Source organism: Synechococcus sp. H55.8 (genome assembly GCF_047462375.1).
GTDB lineage: Bacteria > Cyanobacteriota > Cyanobacteriia > Thermostichales > Thermostichaceae > Thermostichus.
Genome location: NZ_JANSJC010000022.1, coordinates 25,547 through 45,110, shown reverse-complemented (window position 1 = coordinate 45,110; position 19,564 = coordinate 25,547). Strand labels below are relative to the sequence as shown.

The 19,564-nt window shown below is 60.4% G+C and carries 22 protein-coding genes and 1 tRNA gene; 16 read left to right on the top strand and 7 right to left on the bottom strand.

The features are described 5' to 3' along the window. The first annotated feature begins 170 nt into the window (after positions 1-170). The 3 genes from NW862_RS09975 (at position 171) to NW862_RS09965 (ending at position 2,868) form a co-directional block, all read left to right on the top strand. Positions 171-1,298, top strand: a complete 1,128-nt coding sequence (locus NW862_RS09975; protein ID WP_414335296.1) for a cob(I)yrinic acid a,c-diamide adenosyltransferase — start codon at positions 171-173, stop codon at positions 1,296-1,298. Positions 1,299-1,372: 74 nt separating this feature from the next. After that, the gene (locus NW862_RS09970) at positions 1,373-2,062 is read left to right on the top strand and encodes a lysophospholipid acyltransferase family protein (RefSeq protein WP_414335298.1); all 690 of its coding nucleotides are present in this window, start codon (positions 1,373-1,375) and stop codon (positions 2,060-2,062) included. Further along, positions 2,059-2,868, top strand: coding sequence for an alpha/beta fold hydrolase (locus tag NW862_RS09965; protein ID WP_414349138.1), 810 nt, complete (start codon positions 2,059-2,061; stop codon positions 2,866-2,868). The genes NW862_RS09970 and NW862_RS09965 overlap by 4 nt, the downstream gene beginning before the upstream one ends. Here NW862_RS09965 and NW862_RS09960 read toward each other — a convergent pair. Next, positions 2,846-3,577 (bottom strand): HAD-IA family hydrolase, encoded by a 732-nt coding sequence (locus NW862_RS09960; protein WP_414335301.1) that lies wholly within the window; start codon positions 3,575-3,577, stop codon positions 2,846-2,848. The genes NW862_RS09965 and NW862_RS09960 overlap by 23 nt on opposite strands. 18 nt (positions 3,578-3,595) lie before the next feature. Next, positions 3,596-4,573 carry a PhoH family protein gene (locus NW862_RS09955; protein ID WP_414335303.1) on the bottom strand — a complete coding sequence of 326 codons (978 nt, stop codon included), beginning with the start codon at positions 4,571-4,573 and terminating at the stop codon, positions 3,596-3,598. Positions 4,574-5,104: 531 nt separating this feature from the next. Here NW862_RS09955 and NW862_RS09950 point away from each other — a divergent pair. The 3 genes from NW862_RS09950 (at position 5,105) to NW862_RS09940 (ending at position 6,706) form a co-directional block, all read left to right on the top strand. Beyond that, positions 5,105-5,653, top strand: coding sequence for a hypothetical protein (locus NW862_RS09950; protein ID WP_414335305.1), 549 nt, complete (start codon positions 5,105-5,107; stop codon positions 5,651-5,653). 155 nt (positions 5,654-5,808) lie between these two features. Further along, a tRNA-Ser gene (locus NW862_RS09945) sits at positions 5,809-5,899 on the top strand. A 48-nt stretch (positions 5,900-5,947) separates the two neighbouring features. After that, complete coding sequence (locus NW862_RS09940; RefSeq protein WP_414349137.1) at positions 5,948-6,706, top strand: TIGR00297 family protein; 759 nt, start codon at positions 5,948-5,950, stop codon at positions 6,704-6,706. Between the two features lie 318 nt (positions 6,707-7,024). Here NW862_RS09940 and NW862_RS09935 read toward each other — a convergent pair whose 3' ends face one another. The 4 genes from NW862_RS09935 to clpP form a co-directional block, all read right to left on the bottom strand. Continuing rightward, on the bottom strand, positions 7,025-7,357 hold the full coding sequence (locus tag NW862_RS09935) for a ribulose bisphosphate carboxylase small subunit (protein ID WP_414334878.1): 333 nt from the start codon (positions 7,355-7,357) through the stop codon (positions 7,025-7,027). Between the two features lie 8 nt (positions 7,358-7,365). Beyond that, positions 7,366-7,773 carry a RuBisCO chaperone RbcX gene (gene rcbX, locus NW862_RS09930; RefSeq protein ID WP_414334877.1) on the bottom strand — a complete coding sequence of 136 codons (408 nt, stop codon included), beginning with the start codon at positions 7,771-7,773 and terminating at the stop codon, positions 7,366-7,368. A gap of 69 nt (positions 7,774-7,842) precedes the next feature. After that, the gene (locus NW862_RS09925; RefSeq protein ID WP_414334876.1) at positions 7,843-9,267 is read right to left on the bottom strand and encodes a form I ribulose bisphosphate carboxylase large subunit; all 1,425 of its coding nucleotides are present in this window, start codon (positions 9,265-9,267) and stop codon (positions 7,843-7,845) included. 510 nt (positions 9,268-9,777) lie between these two features. Next, positions 9,778-10,380, bottom strand: coding sequence for an ATP-dependent Clp endopeptidase proteolytic subunit ClpP (gene clpP / locus NW862_RS09920; RefSeq protein ID WP_414334875.1), 603 nt, complete (start codon positions 10,378-10,380; stop codon positions 9,778-9,780). Positions 10,381-10,721: 341 nt separating this feature from the next. Between clpP and NW862_RS09915 the strand changes: the two genes are divergently transcribed. The 4 genes from NW862_RS09915 to NW862_RS09900 all read left to right on the top strand — a co-directional run bounded on the left by NW862_RS09915 (position 10,722) and on the right by NW862_RS09900 (position 13,344). Then, a complete protein-coding gene (locus NW862_RS09915) occupies positions 10,722-10,919 on the top strand; it encodes a hypothetical protein (RefSeq protein WP_414334874.1) in 198 nt (65 codons plus the stop codon). A 221-nt stretch (positions 10,920-11,140) separates the two neighbouring features. Beyond that, positions 11,141-12,286, top strand: coding sequence for an FAD-dependent oxidoreductase (locus NW862_RS09910; protein ID WP_414334880.1), 1,146 nt, complete (start codon positions 11,141-11,143; stop codon positions 12,284-12,286). Further along, complete coding sequence (gene thiS, locus NW862_RS09905; RefSeq protein WP_414334873.1) at positions 12,274-12,471, top strand: sulfur carrier protein ThiS; 198 nt, start codon at positions 12,274-12,276, stop codon at positions 12,469-12,471. The genes NW862_RS09910 and thiS overlap by 13 nt, the downstream gene beginning before the upstream one ends. A gap of 45 nt (positions 12,472-12,516) precedes the next feature. Continuing rightward, positions 12,517-13,344, top strand: coding sequence for a thiazole synthase (locus tag NW862_RS09900; protein ID WP_414334872.1), 828 nt, complete (start codon positions 12,517-12,519; stop codon positions 13,342-13,344). A 5-nt stretch (positions 13,345-13,349) separates the two neighbouring features. On the opposite strand, the gene NW862_RS09895 is transcribed toward NW862_RS09900, so the two are convergent. Then, positions 13,350-13,982, bottom strand: a complete 633-nt coding sequence (locus NW862_RS09895; protein ID WP_414347766.1) for a class I SAM-dependent methyltransferase — start codon at positions 13,980-13,982, stop codon at positions 13,350-13,352. Between the two features lie 262 nt (positions 13,983-14,244). Here NW862_RS09895 and NW862_RS09890 point away from each other — a divergent pair, with 262 nt between their 5' ends. From NW862_RS09890 to kaiC, 6 genes are all read left to right on the top strand, one after another. Beyond that, a complete protein-coding gene (locus tag NW862_RS09890) occupies positions 14,245-14,976 on the top strand; it encodes a M50 family metallopeptidase (protein WP_414426532.1) in 732 nt (243 codons plus the stop codon). Between the two features lie 117 nt (positions 14,977-15,093). Continuing rightward, a complete protein-coding gene (locus NW862_RS09885; RefSeq protein WP_414334869.1) occupies positions 15,094-15,225 on the top strand; it encodes a hypothetical protein in 132 nt (43 codons plus the stop codon). A 101-nt stretch (positions 15,226-15,326) separates the two neighbouring features. Continuing rightward, complete coding sequence (locus NW862_RS09880) at positions 15,327-16,493, top strand: glycosyltransferase family 4 protein (RefSeq protein WP_414334868.1); 1,167 nt, start codon at positions 15,327-15,329, stop codon at positions 16,491-16,493. A gap of 114 nt (positions 16,494-16,607) precedes the next feature. Then, complete coding sequence (locus tag NW862_RS09875) at positions 16,608-17,579, top strand: circadian clock protein KaiA (protein WP_414334867.1); 972 nt, start codon at positions 16,608-16,610, stop codon at positions 17,577-17,579. Between the two features lies 1 nt (position 17,580). Further along, positions 17,581-17,883, top strand: a complete 303-nt coding sequence (kaiB, locus tag NW862_RS09870; protein ID WP_414334866.1) for a circadian clock protein KaiB — start codon at positions 17,581-17,583, stop codon at positions 17,881-17,883. Positions 17,884-17,911: 28 nt separating this feature from the next. Further along, positions 17,912-19,537, top strand: coding sequence for a circadian clock protein KaiC (kaiC, locus tag NW862_RS09865; protein WP_414334865.1), 1,626 nt, complete (start codon positions 17,912-17,914; stop codon positions 19,535-19,537). Positions 19,538-19,564 lie beyond the last annotated feature (27 nt).

Sequence of the window (19,564 nt, the reverse complement as noted above, 5' to 3'; positions counted from 1 at the left end):
CTCGCTAGACAGGCATTGACTGGACAACCATTGCTCATCTTATCCTGGCCTTTCTCGGCTCTTGAGGGCTTTTTCTGGCCCCTGGCCAGCTTTCCTAAAAACCTGTGGCTAGACTCTAAGATGGGGGTAGCAGGGCAAGAGTTCTGGACAACGGCACGATGCGGAGGGGCATGGCAGAAATCGGCATTGTAACCGCCCAGCAGTTCGACCGCCGACGGGGCCAGATCCACGTCTACGACGGTGAGGGCAAAGGCAAGTCCCAGGCGGCGCTGGGGGTTGTGCTGCGCTCCATTGGTTTGGGGATCGAAAAGGCGGCCCCCAGCCGGGTGTTGTTGGTGCGGTTTCTCAAGGGGCCGGGCCGCACCTACGCCGAGGATGCGGCCATTGCTGCTCTGCAGCGGGGCTTCCCCCATCTCATCGATCAATTGCGCACCGGACGCGGGGAGTTCTTCGGCCCGGACGAGATCACCAAGTTCGACCGTCAGGAGGCCCGCCGCGGCTGGGATGTGGCCAAGGGAGCTTTGGCGTCAGGATTTTACTCGGTGGTGGTGCTGGATGAGCTCAACCCGGTGCTGGATCTGGGCCTGCTGCCGGTGGATGAGGTCGTCAACACCCTCAAGCAAAAGCCGGAGGAGATGGAGGTGATCATCACCGGGCGGGGGGCGCCCAAGGAAATTATCGACCTGGCAGACTTGCACTCGGAAATGCGCAGCCTGCGCCGGGGGGCGGATCCCCAAAACGGCCAGCCCAGCGGCATTGAGATCTACACCGGCAACGGCAAGGGAAAATCCACCAGCGCTCTGGGTCGGGCTCTACAGGCCATCGGGCGCGGCATCAGCAAGGATCTCTCCCACCGCGTGCTGATCATGCAGTGGCTGAAGGGGGGAACGGGCTACACGGAAGATGCGGCCATTCGGGCCTTGCGAGAAAGCTACCCCGACCTGGTGGATCACCAGCGTTGCGGTCGGGATGCGATTGTCTGGCGAGGTAAACAGCAAGAAATCGACTATGTAGAAGCGGAGCGGGGCTGGGAGTTGGCACGGGCAGCTATTGCTTCCGGCCTGTACAAAACCATCATCTTGGATGAGCTGAACCCGACGGTGGATCTGGAGCTGCTGGATGTGGAGCCGATCGTGCAGGCTTTGTTGCGCAAGCCGCGCGATACGGAGATCATCATTACGGGCCGCTGCCATGCCCCCTTGCCCTATTTCGAGCTGGCCTCTGTCCATTCGGAAATGGTGAGCCACAAGCACTATGCCGAGCAGGGAGCCGATCTGCGACGCGGGGTGGACTATTGATGGGATCCTTCGCAGCGTTCTGGCAACCGTTGTCCCCAGCCCTGTCTGTTTTGGCTTGGCCGCCAGACTCCAAGATGCTGGCTCAGTCGTTGCTCAGCCTTTTCCAGACGGAAGTGTGGGTGGAGGGGGGGGAGCGCATTCCCGCCGGCCCGCTGGTGGTGGTGAGCAATCACCGCAGCTTCCTGGATGCGCCGGTGCTGATCGCGGGGTTGGATCGGCCAATTCGCTTTGCCTGTCATTACTACCTGTCTCAGGTGCCGCTGCTGCGGGAGGTGGCCCTGGCACTGGGTTGCCTTCCCCTCAAGCAGGGATCCCGGCAGCAAATCCATTTTTTTCGCCAGGCGCAGGCCACCTTGGCGGCAGGCGTGGGGGTGGGGATCTTTCCGGAAGGCGCGGAGCAGATCACCCGTGCGACCTCGCCTCAGGAGTTGGGGCAGTTTCAGCCGGGCTTTGCCCATCTGGCCTTGGCGGCAACGGTGGATCCCTTGCCGATTCTGCCGGTGGCCGTGTGGGCCCAGGAAGAATGGCGGGGGGTGGATATTCCCATGGCTTTCTTTCGCTGGTTTGACCCCAGCGAGCCCCGCTTTCAACAGGAAGGGGGACATCCGGTGGTGTTGTATCGGCGGGTGGTGCTCAGAGTAGGATCCCCCCTCTGGGTCACTGGGAAGCAGCGCCACCGATCCCGACGCGAACGAATGCAGGTGATTCAAGAGCTAACCGCAGCGGCCCGAGAACAGGTGCAATTGGGATTGGCAGGGAAATGAGAAAGTTGAGTGGCGAGCTGATAACCTCTAGCTTGATCTGCCCGGCAAAGGAGGCAGTTGGTCAGGAGCGGCCTCTGTTGCTGTACCTGCCCGGTATGGATGGCACAGGCGGGTTGTTTTACCGGCAGGCGCGGGCTTTGGAGCGGGAGTTTTGCATTCGCCCCCTGAGCTTGAACCACCCAGAGGCGGGAAATAGCTGGGAGACCCTGGCCGACTGGGTGGGATCCCAGTTGGAAACAGGAGCCTACTTGTGTGGAGAATCTTTTGGGGCCTGCCTAGCCTTGTTGGTGGTTGCCCGCTGGCCGGAACGGTGCCGCGGCCTTGTTTTGGTCAATCCGGCCTCGTCGCTGCGACGTCGGCCCTGGTGGTGGGCGGGGCATTGGCTGCTGCCCTTTTTGCCGCCAGGGCTCTATCACCAATTGTCGGAGCGGGGGCTGGGGTTTTTGGCCGAGCTCAACCAAATCGAGCCGCCGGATCGGGAGCGATTGCGCCAGGCCGTGCACAGCGTCCCGCCAGAGGTGGCTGCCCAGCGCTTGGCCTTGCTGGGATCGTTTGTCGTGGAGGAGCTGCCCCTGGAGTCGATGACCCTGCCGACGTTGCTGGTGGCGGGGGGGCGGGATCGCCTGTTGCCGTCGGTGCAGGAGGTGGGCCGGCTGGCGGAGCGGCTGCCCCGGGCGCAGGTGGAGATCTCGCCCTTGAGCGGCCACGCTTGTCTTCTGGAGCGGCAGATGAACCTGCGGCGTTATTTGCTCAAGCCAGATGGGGTTTTCGCCCCCCTGCTGCTCAATTCTGCTGCGAGCCGTTGAGAATGGAAAGGGCTCCCCACAGATCGGCTATCCGTCCTTGGCAGGAGCGATCTTTTCCTTCTCGATCCAGCCAAAGGGCTTTCAAGCCCGCTGCTTTGGCCCCTTGATAGTCTTCGCGGTGGCTATCGCCGATGTGGCAAGCGGCTGCGGGAGGGATCCCTTGGGCCGCCAGGGCAGCTTGGAAGATGCGGGGATCGGGCTTGGCATAGCCCACCTGGGTGGAAAGGGTGAGGCTGGAAAAGTAGGAACCCAACTGCAACTGCTGTAGCACCCCGGGCAGGCGGCTGTCGAAATTGGAGATCACCCCCAGCCGGATCCCTTCCTGTTGCAGAACCTGTAGAACCGGCAGCGTCTCGGGATAGAGCTCCCAGGGCCCCGCCCCGGCAAAGTACTCGAACAGGTGGGCAAAAAACACCTCAAACTGCCCTTCCCCGAAAGCAGCCAGGGATCCCACTTGGGCGAAGGTCTGGCGCACCACCTGCCGCCACCAGGCCCGCTCCCATTCCTGCAAGACGGATCCCGTCAAGCCTGGGCAGGCCGGAGTTGGAGCCTGGGCAAAAGCTTGGGCAAAGGCGCAATCCAACGCTGGGGGATCCACCCTCACCCCATATTCTGCTGCCACCTGGCTGTAAGCTTGGCCAACGCCGCCCCGCACCCGAAACAGGGTGCCCACCGCATCGAAAAAGAGCACCGTTCCGCAACTCATCATGAGTAGGTATCACCAGTATCACTGCTGGCTCTCATAGCGGTCGTAGGCATCCACAATCCGCTGCACCAATGGGTGACGCACCACATCCCGCTGGTCAAAGTAGCAAAAAGCAACCCCCTCCACCCCCGTCAGGATGCGCTCCGCAGCGGCCAAGCCCGACAGGCGATGCTTGCCCAGATCCGTTTGGGTGAGATCCCCGGTAACCACCATGCGCGACCGGAAGCCCAGCCGCGTGAGGGCCATCTTCATCTGCTCCGGGGTGGTGTTCTGGGCTTCGTCCAAAATGATGAAAGCATTGCTGAGAGTGCGCCCCCGCATGTAAGCCAGGGGCGCCACCTCGATGACCCCTTGTTCCATCAACTGGGGCAGCTTGGCCGGGTCGATAAACTCGAACAGGGCATCGTAGAGGGGCCGCAGATAGGGATCCACCTTTTCCACCAGATCCCCCGGCAAAAAACCCAACTTCTCCCCCGCCTCCACGGCAGGGCGAGTGAGGATCAAACGCTCATATTCCCGGTTTTGCAGGGCAGCAATGGCTACAACAGCGGCCAGATAAGTTTTGCCGGTGCCTGCCGGCCCGATGCCGAAGCAGAGGTCGTGGGCGCGAATGGCTCGCACATACTCCTGCTGGCGGGGCGTTTTGGGCCGGATCAGCTCTCCCTTGCGGGTGCGGGCCAACACACCTGCTTGCGCTTGCTGATAGGCCGCAGCCTCCTGGCCGGAGAGGGCGCGAAAAGCTTGCTCTGCATCGATCACCGTGACAGGGTGTCCAGTTTGCCAAAGCGGCTTCAGCAATTCTAGCCACTGCCGCACCTGCTGCCGCTGCTGAGGGGTGCCTTTCAGGTACAGGTCTTGCCCGCGCAGCGTTACAGAAGCCCCACTGAAGCGACTGATCCACCTCAAGTTGGCCTCCTGAATGCCCGCCAAAGACATGGCCTGTTGAGGATCGGACAGAGAGATAATTTCGAAATCGGTGGGAGCAGAAGTGTCGTGCATGCCGTGGGCGCCGGGCACCCCGCGAGACTGGTAATGGTGATCCTATCAAAAACGGCTGTCAGAGCGCTCTGGGTTCGGAGAGCTGCTCCAGAGACCAGATGAGCGCAAGAGTGCTTAACAGGGGCATTGCACAAATTAATGTGTTTTGGAATACGAGTTCCCAGCAGATCTGCGCTGAGTAAGGATCTGGGTTCTGGCTTTGGTCGGCAGTCAAGTCGTGGGGAATTAACAGATTCCTAAGGTTCCCTAAAAAAGTATTGCAAAGGCCTATTTCTCTGGGAATAGCCGCCATCCATCAAGTAAAGTTGACCTATTGACGTAAGGAGCTTGAACCCTCAATCTCTTGCCCGATCGAGCAAGAGCCTGAGGTTTTCAACCCCGATGTCATAGTTCATCTGAGATTCTCCACCAAGCAGCAGGGAGAGGAATAGGTTTGTCTTTAAAACCTTTCCCCGGCTTCATTTTTGGGATCCCTGTAAGCTCTCTACAGATCCTCACTTCGGGAGTCATTTTGAAAAAAAGGAGAGATAGATGTCTACCCAATCTGCGTCTGGTACTCTAGGGTTGCCACAACTGGATTTGACCCAAATTCCACGCCAGATCGCCTGCGATGGCAGCGACTTAGACTGGAGCCAAGCTCAAGTGATCGAAGGCACCCAGCCCCAAGAGGAGAACTTGCAGGGCTGGATGGCTTTCTCTGACCTGCGGGTCAATCAAGAGGCCGGCAATATCCTGCACTGGCAGGGGCGTCCGCTGCGGGCCAGCCGCATCCGCTTTTTCGTGAAAAATGTGGCCTGGCGCTACGGCTTTTCTTTCTCCACCAGCATCCGCTCGCCCCTTGGCAAAGGGATCCCGACCCCGCCGGAGTGGCGCTACCCCGGTCTTTGCCGCTACGGGCTTGTGGTGTTCCAGCCCAACGCCCAACTGGTGGCCCATCAGGTTTGGGAATCCTCGCCGGAGCAGCCCCAAGAGGTAGATCTGGATCCCAACTTGGATATTGCCTTCAACGTCAACGATGCCAAGGGCAGCTACGGCGACAACAGCGGCAGCTTCGATATCTACGTGCAGGTGGTGAGCTAGGGCCGCCCAAGCCCAGGGGTTACCTCCAGGAGGGATCCCGACCATTCGCGACAGCGGGACGGAGTTCTTGCAGGCCCAGTTGCCGGGCGGGATCCCATCTTCTACAATAGGTGAGCTGGCGGCTGGATCCCAACGGAGGGTGTCTCTGCCGCTTTGGAGAGGTGGCTGAGTGGTCGAAAGCGGCTTCCTGCTAAGAAGTTACGGGGCCCAAAAGCTCCGTCGAGGGTTCGAATCCCTCCCTCTCCGTTTCTGCAGTTGACCCTTGGCGGCGGTTTCACTGCTTTTTGGGTGTTTATGTGGCAAGCGTGGCTGCTGAGTCAGTGGGGAGTGGCGCTCTGGCTCAATCTGGCCTTGGTGGCACTGGCCCTGCTGAGCCCCCAGAAGGCGCTGACGCGGGCGGGAGTCCTCCACGCAGGCCTACTGGGTCTGTTGGTGTGGGGGGGGCTGGGGTGGCGGGGCTATGCGGTGGTGGCGGCCTATTTTTTAATCGGCACCGCCGTCACCCGGCTGGGGATCCGGCGCAAGCAGGCGCAGGGGATCGCCGAAAAGCGAGAGGGGGCGCGAGGGCCGGAAAATGTCTGGGGATCCGCTTTGACCGGGGCAGTATGCGCGGTGGGCTACACTTTCTTGCCGCATCCGCTGTGGTGGTTGGGGTATGGTGCCAGCTTTGCAGCGAAATTGGCCGATACCGTCAGCAGCGAGGTGGGGAAAGCCTACGGACGCCAGACCTTTTTGATCACCACCTTCCAATCCGTGCCGGCGGGCACAGAAGGAGCCGTGAGCCTGGAGGGATCCCTGGCAGGGGTGGCGGCAGCGGTAGGGATGGCCACCTTGGCTTGGGGGATCGGTGGGGAGTGGGTAAGAGGAGACCCGTTTTGGCTGGGCATTTGCTGTCTGGCCGGGATCCTGGCCACCTTGGCAGAAAGCTGGATGGGGGTGGTGTTGCAACCCCGCCTGGCCTGGATGAGCAACGAAGTGGTGAACGGCATTCAAACAGCCCTAGCAGCTCTCCTGGCCGTGGGATTGGGAGCGCTTTTGGGGATCGGATCCTAAAAAGGGGCCCCTCACCCCCAACCTCTCTCCCTGAGGGATGGCCCTCACCCCCAACCTCTCTCCCTGAGGGATGGCCCTCACCCCCAGCCCCTCTCCCTGAGGGAGAGGGGAGTTAGAGCGGCGCCTTCGCGACAGCGTTGTGTAGCAATAACGAGGCAAGGAACCGTTGCGTTGCTGTTTGAAATGACTGTTTTTTGAGATTGAGAATGGCGCCGTTGCCATTGGGAATGGCTGTGCGAAGCAAGAAATAAAAAAGAGGGAGAAGCTCTCCCTCCGCGCTGATTGGCTAGGAATGAGACCAATTGCCCCGAACCTCTCTTAGCGTAGGCCGCTGGGCTTGTAAACCAAGAAGCTGAGCACCTGGCACTGCTTGATGTTGTCGAACCCCACCACACGGATGAAGCAATTGGGGTAGGCGCTGCGGCAAGCCTGCACCTCGCTCAGCACCTCCTGGGGAGAAGTGGCGCCGAACAGAGGCAGCTTCCACAATGTCCAGTAGCGAACCGTCGGTTCAGAGGATTCGTTGAACTCAACGGCAGGGATGTAGCCCTGATCCAAGATGTATTGCACCTGCTTGATGATCTGCAGATCCGTCAGCGGCGGCAAGTAGGAAAGGGTTTCGTAGCGGCGCTCTTTCGGTAAGGTTTGCATGATGGCTGTCACTCCGTTTCGGGTCTAAGGTTTTGGGGAGGGGATCCCGCTTCCGGGTGGGTGACCGGCGGAGATCCCGCTGCTGAGGTGAGCCGTTCTAGGTGATTGCGGCGGTGCTCCATATTGGCCTGCTGGATGCCGGCTTTGGCCATCTCCGGCAGGTAATCCACCACCTCCGCTGCAATGTGCTCGCGAACGGTCATGATGCGGTAGGCCAAGTCAGGGCGCTCTGCCAGCAAAGCCCGCAGGTAGGCTTCCCCATCCTGGAGGTTTTGCCGGGCAGAGAACTGCTGCAGCCAAAGAGCCCTGGGAGGATCCGTCTCGCTCAGTTGGGCCAGCACCGTGCGCATCGCCTGATAGGTCAGGTAGCTGATCAAGGTCTTGGCCGTATCTTTGGCGATCTGTTTTAGATCCATTGCCAATCCAGGGGGTGGCCAAAGCAGCGGGGCAAGAGAACTGTGGGGATCCCTTGCCCCAGCCAATCTCTAGAGGGTATCGACGGGCTTGAACTCGAACTTGATCTCCTTCCACAGCTCGCAGGCAGCCGCCAGCTCCGGCGACCACTTGGCCGCTTCGCGGATGATGTCGTTGCCCTCGCGGGCCAGATCCCGACCTTCGTTACGAGCTTGGATACAAGCTTCCAAAGCCACCCGGTTGGCGGTCGCGCCTGGAGCGTTCCCCCAGGGGTGTCCCAGGGTTCCGCCGCCAAACTGCAGCACGGCATCGTCACCGAAGATCTCCACCAGTGCCGGCATGTGCCAGACGTGAATGCCACCGGAGGCCACCGGCATCACCCCAGGCATCGAAGCCCAATCTTGGGTGAAGAAGTTACCCCGAGAGCGATCCGCCTCCACATAGTTCTCCCGCATCTGATCCACAAAGCCAAGCGTCACGGCGCGGTCGCCTTCCAACTTGCCCACCACCGTACCGGCATGCAGGTGGTCGCCGCCGGACATGCGCAAGCACTTGGCCAGCACCCGGAAGTGGATGCCGTGGTTTTTCTGCCGGTCGATCACCGCGTGCATGGCGCGGTGGATGTGCAGCAGAATGCCGTTGTCGCGGCACCACTTAGCCAGGCTGGTGTTGGCGGTAAACCCAGCAGTCAGGTAGTCGTGCATGATGATGGGGGCACCAATCTCCTTGGCAAACTCCGCCCGTTTGAACATCTCCTCACAGGTGGGCGCCGTCACGTTCAGGTAGTGCCCCTTGATCTCGCCAGTTTCCGCTTGGGCCTTGTGGACGGCCTCCATCACAAAGAGGTAGCGATCCCGCCAGCGCTGGAAGGGCTGGGAGTTGATGTTTTCGTCGTCTTTGGTGAAGTCCAGACCGCCCCGCAGCGCCTCGTACACCGCCCGCCCGTAGTTTTTAGCGGAAAGGCCCAGCTTGGGCTTGATGGTGCAGCCCAATAGTGGGCGGCCATACTTGTTCAATTTGTCCCGCTCCACCTGGATGCCGTGGGGAGGGCCCTGGAAGGTCTTCAAGTAGGCCACGGGGATGCGCAAGTCTTCCAGCCGCAGCGCCTTCAGGGCCTTGAAGCCGAAGACGTTGCCCACAATCGAGGTGAGCATGTTGGTGACCGAGCCTTCCTCGAACAGATCCAGCGGATAGGCGACGAAGCAGAAGTATTGATTCTCTTCGCCGGGAACTGGCTCGATGTCGTAGCAGCGGCCCTTGTACCGATCCAAGTCGGTGAGCAAATCTGTCCACACCGTTGTCCAGGTGCCGGTCGAGGACTCAGCCGCCACCGCCGCCCCGGCCTCTTCGGGGGGAACGCCCGGCTGAGGGGTAACCCGGAAACAGGCCAAGACATCGGTATCCTTGGGCGTGTAGTCGGGCGTGTAATAGGTGAGTCGGTAATCTTTCACCCCGGCTTGATAGCCGCTTTTGGATTGGGTTGCTGCGTAAGCCACGTCGATCTCCCTCTGAACGAATCACAAAACCAGAAAATGCCATTCACGGCTGCAACCAATGAGGCAAAAACCCAGGGCCAAAGCCCCAGACCACCGAGTTTTCGTGAATGAACCTGCCCCACAACCGTGGGACTTGGGCTTTGAGACAGTCTTCCGCATTCAAGCGGATGCAAAGTCCAAAACCCTCCTTTTCAAGTGCCGCCCATTGCCAGCTCTGACGCCCTGGACTTTGGAAACCCAGTGGAAAGATTTCTATACAGTGTCTAAGCTAGAATTGCGGCAAACACAGGTCTACACTGGTTTAATCCTAAGCTATCATCCGCAAGGATCAGCTGATCATTACTTTCTTTATGAGTTCGATTAGTTTGGTTAAAGTGAGTCCCCTGACTTAGTGACAAGAAGACCAATTTCTTTGGCTTTCTTAATATCTTCGCCGGTGGGATCCCTGCCAACAGGCAAAAGCTCCCTGCTTTGAGGGAGCCCTGCAAGCTGGCCGCAGAACCTAGACGCTCAAGAAACGGCTGCCAGGGTTGGCTGGGATCTCTTGCTGATCACCTGGTCGATGAGGCCGTACTCTTTGGCCTGTTCTGGGGTCATAAAGTTGTCGCGGTCGGTATCGCGTTCGATGCGCTCCAGAGGTTGGCCGGTGTGGTAGGCCAGCAGGCTGTTGAGGCTGTTTTTGATGAAGAGGATCTCTTTGGCCTGAATTTCGATGTCGGTGGCCGGCCCCTGGGCTCCACCGAGGGGCTGGTGGATCATGATGCGGGCGTGGGGAAGGGCGATGCGTTTGCCTTTGGTGCCCCCTGCCAGCAGAAAGGCTCCCATGCTGGCGGCCAGACCGATGCAGATGGTGGAGACATCCGGCTGGATGTGTTGCATGGTGTCGTAGATGGCCATACCGGCATAGACCGAGCCGCCGGGGGAGTTGATGTAGAGGTAGATGTCTTTCTCGGGGTCTTCGGATTCCAAGTAGAGCATCTGGGCCACGATCAGGTTAGCAATGTCGTCGTCCACCTGGGTGCCCAGGAAGATAATCCGATCCCGCAAAAGACGCGAGTAGATGTCAAAGGCGCGCTCGCCTCGCGCGGATTGCTCGATAACCGTGGGAATCATGCCAGTCCAAGGGATGGGTCAGTTCTTCTAGTGTAGTGTAAGCCGCTGGACAGATGCTTGCTCAGGGTGACCAGAGGGTAGCCGCCGGGTTGGGCAACGAGTCTGAGGTATGGCTCTTTACGATGGGGTGAGGCAAAGTCTAGATGGATATGATCCCAGATGAACCGATGGTGATCGCCAGCTTGCTGAGCCTAGCTTTGCTGGGGATCTTGATCCTAAACTTGGCAGAGCGTGGAACCGGTAATGGCGACTAGGATGGGAAAAAGTTCAACAGTCCCCTACCTTTGTAGGCTGGGGAGGGTAAGTACCTGGATGCCCGAATCCGGCAAGGGGTACTCCAGTTGACGCCATCACTTCACCACCTGAAAATGTTTCACATTCTCACCGTATCCTGCCAACTCATCACCACCCCCCAGCAGGTTGAGAAACTGGAGCTGGTGCTGAAGGCGTTGGCTCGTTGCTGTGAGTTTGTCCATCGCCATACCCCAGAAAACCTGCACAACTGCAAAGAACCTCCCTACCATCCGCCGCGGTTGTGATGCCCGCCAAGCGGCCAAACTAAGGGCGAAGAGCTTTGCCTGCGCCTTCACCTTCTCAAGCGTCAAGAATCCCTGTCCCTGAGGACAGGGGGTATGTCAACATCGGATCTAACATGAAATCCATTGCCTCAGCGGTGGGGGGCACTTTGACCCTTTCAACCTCATCTTCTCGGACAAATGCGGCAGCAAGTCTGCCCAGGCCATCTCCTATCCCGTCAGCGGTGGGGAGAGCGCAGCGGGATCCCATTCTTGTCCTCGGAGCCGGTCTGATGGGGCGCCTGTTGGCTGCCACCCTGGTCGAGGTCGGGCATTCTGTCCGCATCGTGGAGGCGGCTCCTGCCGGTGCCGTCGAGAGCAGTGCTGCCCATTTTGCCGCTGCCATGCTGGCTCCCCTGGCGGAGTCTGCCGTCGCCGAGGCCAGCGTAGTAGCGCAGGGGTACTATGCCCTCTCCCGTTGGCCCTCCCTTTTGGCCAGTCTGCCGCAGCCGGTTTTCTTTCAGCAGGAAGGCACCCTGATCCTCTGGCACCGCCAAGATGCGGGGGAAGCCAGACGCTTCTCATCCCTGCTAGCTGCTGTGGGGGAACGCCTTCCCCATCTCCCCAAGCCCCAGCCTCTGGATGCCCAGGCTGTAGCTGAGCTGGAGCCCTCGCTGGCCGGGCGATTTGGGCAAGGCCTGTATCTTCCCCAAGAGGGCCAACTGGATAACCGCCAACTGTTGTCGGCTCTGCTGGCCAAGCTGCGGCAGCACGAGGTGGAGGTGGAGTGGAGTTGCCCCTGGGATCTGGAGCAGGCGGAAGCCTGGCAGCAACAAACCGGCGGGTGGGTTTTGGACTGTCGCGGCCTGGGATCCCGAACAGAATGGGGTGGGCAGTCACCGCTGCGGGGAGTTAGAGGTGAGGTGGTACGTCTGTATGCCCCGGAAGTAGCTTTGCGGCGCCCGACCCGGCTGTTGCACCCCCGCTACCCGATCTACATCGCTCCCAAGCCGGGGCACCTGTTTGTGGTGGGAGCCACCGAAATTGAATCCGAGGATCGCTCGCCGGTGAGTGTCCGCTCGGCTCTGGAGCTGCTCAGCGCCGCCTACGCCGTCCACCCTGCCTTTGCCGAAGCGCGTATCCTGGAATTAGGCAGCCAATGTCGTCCCACCTTGGCGAACCACTTGCCAGCCGTGGTGGAGTGCGCGCCTCGCCTGTTGCAGATCAACGGCCTCTATCGCCATGGCTTTATGATCTCCCCGGCTATCCACGATGCCGTCTTGGAGTATCTTCACCACGGCAGTTGCCGCCTTGCTCAGGAGTTGGGGATCCCTTTTCAGGTACAGGCTGCCCCTCTTGCCGGTGAATCCCTGTCGCCATGCGTGTCTTGATCAACCAAAAGCCTTACGATTTGCCGGAGGGCACCACGCTGGCCGAGGCGATAGCCCAGGTGGAGATCAGTGGCCCTTTTGCGGTGGCGGTTAATCTAGAGTTTGTGCCGCGCGCCCAGTACGAGCGAACTCGTCTGCAAGAAGGCGACCAGGTGGAGATTGTCGCGCCGGTTGCCGGCGGCTAGTGCCCGACTGCCTCCCCTCAGATCCCGCATTTTTGCCCCTCAGCGATGTCCACTCTTCTTCCTGTCTCCCCCTCGACTCGGGCCGATGAGGATCCCTTGGTGCTCTACGGCCAAGCGCTGCCCAGCCGCCTGATGCTGGGGACGGCTCGCTACCCTTCGCCCGCCATTTTGGAGCAGGCGGTGGTGCGGGCACAGCCCTGTTTGTTGACCGTTTCCCTGCGGCGCCAGGGGGCGCTGGGGTCGGAAGCTTCCCAAGGGTTTTGGGCCCTGCTCCAGAAGCTAGGGATCCCGGTTCTGCCCAACACCGCCGGCTGCCACAGCGTGCAGGAGGTAGTCACCACAGCGGAGATGGCGCGGGAGGTGTTCGGCACCAACTGGATCAAGCTGGAGCTCATTGGGGATGACTACACCTTGCAGCCGGATCCGGTGCAACTGCCCACTGCCGCTGCCGAACTAATCCGTCGCGGCTTCAAGGTTCTGCCCTATAGCACCGACGATCTGGTGCTGTGCCAGCGGCTCTTGGATGCCGGTTGTGAAGTGGTGATGCCCTGGGCCGCTCCCATCGGCACCGGCAAGGGCCCCCTCAACCCCTACAACTTGCGCTTGCTGCGAGAGCGGATCGAGGCGCCCCTGATCGTGGATGCCGGCCTGGGCCTGCCCTCCCACGCCTGCCAGGTGATGGAGTGGGGCTTCGATGGGGTGCTGTTGAATACAGCGGTGGCCTTGGCTCGGGATCCGGTGGCAATGGCCGAGGCCTTTGCGGAAGCAGTGCGCGCAGGCCGGCGAGCCTACCTGGCCGGCGCGATGACCCCCCAGGAAGCGGCTCAGCCCAGCACACCGGTTCTCGGCACCCCCTTCTGGCACCAAGGGTGAGCAGCTTAGGCGGCAGGCTTTTGGGCCTGGATCACCTGCAAAGCCCCCCCGGCGTGCAGGGTCTGCCGGACGGATTGCCAGCCCTGCTGCTGCAAGTACTGCGGCAGATCCAACTTGAGCAAGTTCCAGGCGGTCTCGGTTTCAAACAGGGCCAGAAAGAGGGCCAGCCCAGGCCACATCCAAGGTTGGCAAGGCGCGTGCAAGTCCAGGATCAAAAGCCCTCCCCCCGGCTTGAGCACCCGCCACCCTTCCCGCAGCACCTGTTCCAGGTCAGGAAAAGGCAGCTCGTGCAGGGCCAAGCTGGTGTGCACCCAATCAAAGCTGTTGGCAGGAAAGGGCAGATCCTGGGCAAAGGCTTCCACAAATTCCACCTTGGGGAGGCGTTGGCGAGCTGCCGCCAGGGCTTTGGGGGAAGCATCCAGGCCGACAACGTTTTGGCTCAGCTCGGCTAGGATTGGAGTCACTTCGGCAGGGCCACAGCAGAGATCCAATACCCGCTCCTGGGGCTGGATGGAGATCCCTTGGAGGGGCAACCGGCGCAGTCGCTCATATCCCCCCACTGCTAGGGCAGCCGCACGGCTGATGCTGCGGTAAAGCCAGGGAAAGCGGTAGCTCCAGTCGCGCAGGAAGGTGGCCATAGGCAGGGATCCCTTGGGGCTTTTCCAGCCTACCTGTGAGACGGCTCCCCTGTCTCCTTGCTGTTGTTGGCCCCTCACCCCCAACCCCTCTCCCAGAGGTCACCCAAGCGCTCCGCGCCGCTCACGCGACCACCCCCAACCCCTCTCCCAGAGGGAGAGGGGAGTTGGCCCGGCTATTTTTGCCTGATGTGGAACTTTTTTCTGCCGGCAATCGTCTAGGCCGACAAGGCATCTTGGGCCTTTTCTCCACCCACCTGCTGGTATGACTCAGTTTGAGCTGCCTCCTTCCCCTTCCGCAAGGCCTGGCCGGCACAGCGTGATCTGGCTGGTGGCTGCGGCGGGGCTAACGGTCTTGCTCTGGCGGTTTCCCTGGGGCAATTACCTCCTCTACCCCTTTACTTTGTTGGCCACCTGGTTTCACGAGATGGGCCATGGCCTGATGGCACTGCTGTTGGGGGGGGAGTTTCATCGTCTTGAGATCTATCCCGACGGCTCGGGGCTGGCCATTCACAGTGGCGAGCTGTTTTTGGGGCGGGTGGGGCGGGCCTTGGTGGCCGCTGCCGGGCCGATGGGGCCGCCCATAGCTGGGGCCCTGTTCATCCTCACCTCCCGCCGCCGCAGCACAGCTCGGCTGGGGCTGGTATTTTTGGGATCCCTGTTATTGCTCTCGACGCTGCTCTGGGTGCGTTCCCCCTTTGGCCTTTTGTTCCTCCCGGCCATGGGTTTGGGCATCCTGGCAGTAGCTCGCTGGGCTGCCCCTTGGTTACAAAGCTTTGCCCTGCAGTTTTTGGGGGTGCAAGCCTGTGTGAGCACCTATCACCAGCTCGATTATCTTTTTATGGACGCTGCTGTCATCGACGGGCGGCTGATCCTCTCCGATTCCAGCCAGATTGCCCAAAACCTGTTTTTGCCCTACTGGTTCTGGGGAGGGGTGATGGCGGTGTTTTCTTTGGTTCTGCTGATCACCAGCTTGCAACTGGCCTTTCGCGACTAGGGGGCAAAGCCGCAATTCTGGAAGTGATTGTTGTCACCTAAAAATCCGTCGCCCATCACTGCCCAGCCGAAAAAACCGCCGCTACAGTAGGGGGCATGAGGAGTGTGGGAGCGGATTATGTGGCGAGACGTTATTGGACTGGCTCTGGCGGCTACGCTGTTGTTGATCAGCAAAACGGCGGCCGATACCCTCGGCCAGAACCAAGAGCCAACTCATTCTGCTCCGCTGCAAGATCAGCTGCTGCAATAAAGTTGTGCTGCTGCGATCCCAAGCCGTCATTGCGTTGCCGTTTTGTGCAACACTCATCCTAAGAGAATCTGCAGAGCCTTTTCACTAGGCTTGGGATCCCGATGCGCATAGCCCTGTTTACGGAAACGTTTCTGCCCAAGGTGGATGGCATCGTTACGCGGCTTTGCCACACGGTGCGCCATCTGACGGCCCGCGGCAACTCGGTGCTTATCGTCGCGCCTCAGGGGGCGCCCAGGCGGTTTGCGCGGGCGCGGGTTTACGGGATCCCAGGCTTCCCCTTGCCTTTGTACCCGGAGTTGAAGCTGGCTGCTCCCGGCCCCGCCATCGGCAGGGTGCTCAACCGCTTCCGACCGGATGTCATCCACGTGGTCAACCCGGCGGTTTTGGGGTTGGGGGGCCTCTACTACAGCCAAGCGATGGGGATCCCGCTGGTGGCCTCCTACCACACCCATCTGCCGAAGTATCTGAAGCACTACGGGCTGGGCTTTCTGGAGGGAGTTTTGTGGAACCTCCTCAAGCTGGGGCACAATTTGGCGCGGGTCAACCTCTGCACCTCGACGGCCATGATGCAGGAGCTGAGCGCCCACGGCATCGAGCGGGTGCAACTGTGGCAGCGGGGGGTGGATACGGAGCTGTTTCACCCGCAGGCTGCCGACCCAGAGATGCGGGCCCGCCTTACGGCGGGTCAGCCGGAGCGGCCGCTGTTGCTCTACGTAGGTCGGCTCTCGGCGGAAAAAGAGGTGGGGCGGATCCGGGTGTTGCTGGAGCAGATCCCGCAGGCGCGCCTGGCTATCGTGGGCGATGGGCCGGAGCGGGGATCCCTGGAGCAACATTTTGCCGGCTACGACGTGGTGTTTACGGGCTATTTACAGGGGCAAGACCTAGCGGCGGCCTTTGCGTCCGCGGATCTGTTCGTGTTCCCCTCCCGCACCGAGACGTTGGGCTTGGTCTTGTTGGAGGCCATGGCTGCCGGTTGTCCGGTAATCGCCCCCCGCTGCGGCGGCATTACCGATGTGGTGGACAGCGGCCGCAACGGCTTTCTGTTCGATCCGGACTCCGACAGCGACTTTGTCCAGGCCACGCGGCAGCTCTTAGAGGGCACCGGGCAGCGGCAGCTCTTCCGGCAGCAGGCCCGGCAAGAGGCTGAGCGCTGGAGTTGGTCGGCGGCCACACAACAGTTGGAGGAGTACTACCGCACCGTCATCGCCGATGAGGACTCTGGCCGAAGAGCACAAGCGGGATCCGGCAAGAGCGCAGGCAGCGTCTGAACAGATTGCACACTCAGTGGAGCGGATCAGAGGATTGCTCCTTTGGCCCAACTCTGGCAGGTGAGCGGGGATCCCGGCCAGATTTAAGATAGGAATGCGTCTTCAGCCCTTGTCTTGTTGCCTGACCCCCACCCCCTGCGCATCAGCCTGTTGCTGGATTGGGAGCCGCCAGCAGAGGAACCTCTGGCTTGCGAGGACTGGCTACCCCCGCAGCGTTTCGTCGTCGAGTGTTTTCAGGATCAAGCGGCCTTTCTAGAAGCCCTCAGAAAACAAGACGGCCATGTCGATTGCTTGGTGCTTCTGGTGGATCCCGGTCGGCTGCAGGAGTTGCACGATCTGGGTAATCAGCTCTGCGCCTGGGGGCTTCTGCTGCCGACCGTGTTGGCCATTGTGCTGGAAGAATCCCATCTGGAGACCGAAGAACACTCCTCTCGGGTAAAGGCATTGCTCAAGCGGGAGCAATTTTTTTACCACAATGCCACCCTTGTTCGTCCCATTTCGCCGCAAGAGCTGAAGGGACAGGCGCGGGCCGACTGTTCCGGATCCCCTTCCGTCTTAGAGCTGCTGGTGGATCGGGCCATCGCCTTGTTTCTGCAGATGTCTCCCACCTGCGGTCTCCCGCAGGGCCCAGTGCATCCCAGCGATCAGCCCTACCTGGCTTACAGCAACCAACAACAGCGACGGCTGGCGGAGAAACTGCGGGAACGGCTGGGCTATGCCGGAGTGTACTATCATCGTGACCCAGAGCTGTTTTATCGGCGCCTCCCACCCCACGAGCAGCGAGCCTTGATGCAGCGGCTGCGCGGCCTGTACCAAACCATTGTCCTGGAATACTTTCAGTCTCCTGAGACCGCCAATGCCCGCATCGACGAGCTGGTGGCCCTTGCCTTCTTTGCCGACATCGGCGCTGCTCAACTGCTGGAGCTGCACATGAACTTGATGGAGGACTTTGCCAAACAACTGAAACTGGAAGGCCGCAGCGAAGAGATCCTGCTAGACTACCGCCTCACCCTGATCGATGTGATGGCCCACCTGAGCGAAATGTACCGCCGCTCCATTCCCAAACCTGCCCCAAGGGATCCCTGATATGTCCACTCGCAAAGCCTATGTCCTCAAGCTCTACGTGGCGGGCAACACCCCCAGTTCTCTGCGTGCCCTCAGCACCTTGCAAGACATCTTAGAAAAGGAATTCCGCGGCGTGTACAGTCTGAAGGTGATCGATGTCTTGAAAAACCCGCAACTGGCAGAGGAAGATAAGATCTTGGCAACGCCGACCTTGGCCAAAATCCTGCCGCCACCGGTGCGGAAGATTATTGGCGATCTGTCCAACCGCGAGAAAGTGCTCATCGGCCTGGATCTGCTCTACGAAGAACTGGACGAAGAGACTTGAGACAGGCCACGAGGGCAAGGAGAATGGGATGAACCAATCATTGGGGCCTTCTGAGCCAGAAAAGCCACAGGATAACGCCGCAGAGGACTCCACCGAACCAACCACAGACAACCACCCAGCGAGTCTATCGGAGCTGCGTGGGATCCCGAAAAAACAGACGGGCATCGAGGGCTTTGAAGACATCAGCCACGGTGGGCTGCCCCTGGGACGCACCACCTTGGTCAGCGGCACCTCTGGTACCGGCAAAACTCTGTTTGCCATTCAATTCCTTTACAACGGCATCGTGAAGTATCAAGAGCCGGGGATCTTTGTCACCTTTGAGGAAACCCCCGCCGATATCATTCGCAATGCCTCCAGCTTTGGCTGGGATCTGCAGGCTCTCATCGACAGGGGCCAACTGTTCATCCTGGATGCCTCCCCCGATCCCGAAGGCTACGAGGTGAGCGGCAATTTCGACTTGTCGGCCCTTATCGAGCGCATCCAGTACGCCATCCGCAAATACAAAGCCAAGCGGGTCTCCATCGACTCGGTGACGGCCATCTTTCAGCAATACGACCCTGCCGGCGTGGTGCGGCGAGAGCTGTTCCGCCTGACGGCCCGCCTCAAGCAGGCCAATGTCACCACCGTCATGACCACCGAGCGCACCGACGAGTACGGCCCCATCGCTCGCTACGGCGTGGAAGAATTCGTCTCCGACAACGTGGTGATCCTGCGCAACATTCTGGAAGGCGAGAAGCGGCGGCGCACCATCGAGATCTTGAAGCTGCGGGGCACCACCCACATGAAGGGGGAATATCCCTTCACCATCACCAACGACGGGATCAACATCTTCCCGCTGGGGGCCATGCAACTGACGCAGCGCTCCTCCAATGTGCGCGTTTCTTCGGGTATCGAGAAGCTGGACGAGATGTGCGGCGGTGGCTTCTTCAAAGACTCGATTATTTTGGCCACCGGCGCCACCGGCACGGGCAAAACCTCGCTGGTGAGCAAATTCCTAGAGCGGGGTTGTCTGGATGGGGAACGCTGCATTCTCTTCGCCTATGAAGAATCGCGGGCGCAGCTTTCCCGCAACGCCTCCTCCTGGGGCATTGAGCTGGAAGAGTTCGAGCGGCAGGGCCTCCTTAAGATCATCTGCGCCTATCCGGAGTCGGCTGGCCTGGAAGATCACCTGCAGAAGATCAAAACGGAGATGATGGCCTTCAAGCCCTCTCGCATGGCCATCGACTCGCTGTCGGCGCTGGCGCGGGGGGTGAGCCAAAATGCCTTCCGCCAGTTTGTTATTGGGGTAACCGGCCTGGCCAAGCAAGAGGAGATCACCGGCTTTTTCACCAACACCACCGACCAATTCATGGGATCCCATTCCATCACCGAGTCCCACATCTCCACCATCACCGACACGATCATCCTGCTGCAATACGTGGAGATCCGCGGCGAGATGGCCCGCGCGCTCAATGTCTTCAAAATGCGGGGATCCTGGCACGACAAAGGGATCCGCGAGTACCTGATCTCCAATGCAGGCATCCAAATCCGCGATTCCTTCCGGGGCTACGAGCGCATCATCAGCGGCTCCCCGACCCGCATCAATGTGGACGAGAAAAACGAGCTTTCCCGGATTGTGCAAAACGTCCAGGCCCTCGAGGAAGAAGGGTTTTGAGTGGCCACTGCCAGAGGCGCCGTTTTC

Excerpts from the sequence above, each read along its gene's own strand:
- NW862_RS09975 (WP_414335296.1), top strand. The coding sequence starts at position 171 with ATGGCAGAAATCGGCATTGTAACCGCCCAGCAGTTCGACCGCCGACGG.
- NW862_RS09970 (WP_414335298.1), top strand. The coding sequence starts at position 1,373 with ATGCTGGCTCAGTCGTTGCTCAGCCTTTTCCAGACGGAAGTGTGGGTG.
- NW862_RS09965 (WP_414349138.1), top strand. The coding sequence starts at position 2,059 with ATGAGAAAGTTGAGTGGCGAGCTGATAACCTCTAGCTTGATCTGCCCG.
- NW862_RS09960 (WP_414335301.1), bottom strand. The coding sequence starts at position 3,577 with ATGATGAGTTGCGGAACGGTGCTCTTTTTCGATGCGGTGGGCACCCTG.
- NW862_RS09955 (WP_414335303.1), bottom strand. The coding sequence starts at position 4,573 with ATGCACGACACTTCTGCTCCCACCGATTTCGAAATTATCTCTCTGTCC.
- NW862_RS09950 (WP_414335305.1), top strand. The coding sequence starts at position 5,105 with ATGTCTACCCAATCTGCGTCTGGTACTCTAGGGTTGCCACAACTGGAT.
- NW862_RS09940 (WP_414349137.1), top strand. The coding sequence starts at position 5,948 with ATGTGGCAAGCGTGGCTGCTGAGTCAGTGGGGAGTGGCGCTCTGGCTC.
- NW862_RS09935 (WP_414334878.1), bottom strand. The coding sequence starts at position 7,357 with ATGCAAACCTTACCGAAAGAGCGCCGCTACGAAACCCTTTCCTACTTG.
- rcbX (WP_414334877.1), bottom strand. The coding sequence starts at position 7,773 with ATGGATCTAAAACAGATCGCCAAAGATACGGCCAAGACCTTGATCAGC.
- clpP (WP_414334875.1), bottom strand. The coding sequence starts at position 10,380 with ATGATTCCCACGGTTATCGAGCAATCCGCGCGAGGCGAGCGCGCCTTT.
- thiS (WP_414334873.1), top strand. The coding sequence starts at position 12,274 with ATGCGTGTCTTGATCAACCAAAAGCCTTACGATTTGCCGGAGGGCACC.
- NW862_RS09900 (WP_414334872.1), top strand. The coding sequence starts at position 12,517 with ATGTCCACTCTTCTTCCTGTCTCCCCCTCGACTCGGGCCGATGAGGAT.
- NW862_RS09895 (WP_414347766.1), bottom strand. The coding sequence starts at position 13,982 with ATGGCCACCTTCCTGCGCGACTGGAGCTACCGCTTTCCCTGGCTTTAC.
- NW862_RS09890 (WP_414426532.1), top strand. The coding sequence starts at position 14,245 with ATGACTCAGTTTGAGCTGCCTCCTTCCCCTTCCGCAAGGCCTGGCCGG.
- NW862_RS09885 (WP_414334869.1), top strand. The coding sequence starts at position 15,094 with ATGTGGCGAGACGTTATTGGACTGGCTCTGGCGGCTACGCTGTTGTTG.
- NW862_RS09880 (WP_414334868.1), top strand. The coding sequence starts at position 15,327 with ATGCGCATAGCCCTGTTTACGGAAACGTTTCTGCCCAAGGTGGATGGC.
- kaiB (WP_414334866.1), top strand. The coding sequence starts at position 17,581 with ATGTCCACTCGCAAAGCCTATGTCCTCAAGCTCTACGTGGCGGGCAAC.
- kaiC (WP_414334865.1), top strand. The coding sequence starts at position 17,912 with ATGAACCAATCATTGGGGCCTTCTGAGCCAGAAAAGCCACAGGATAAC.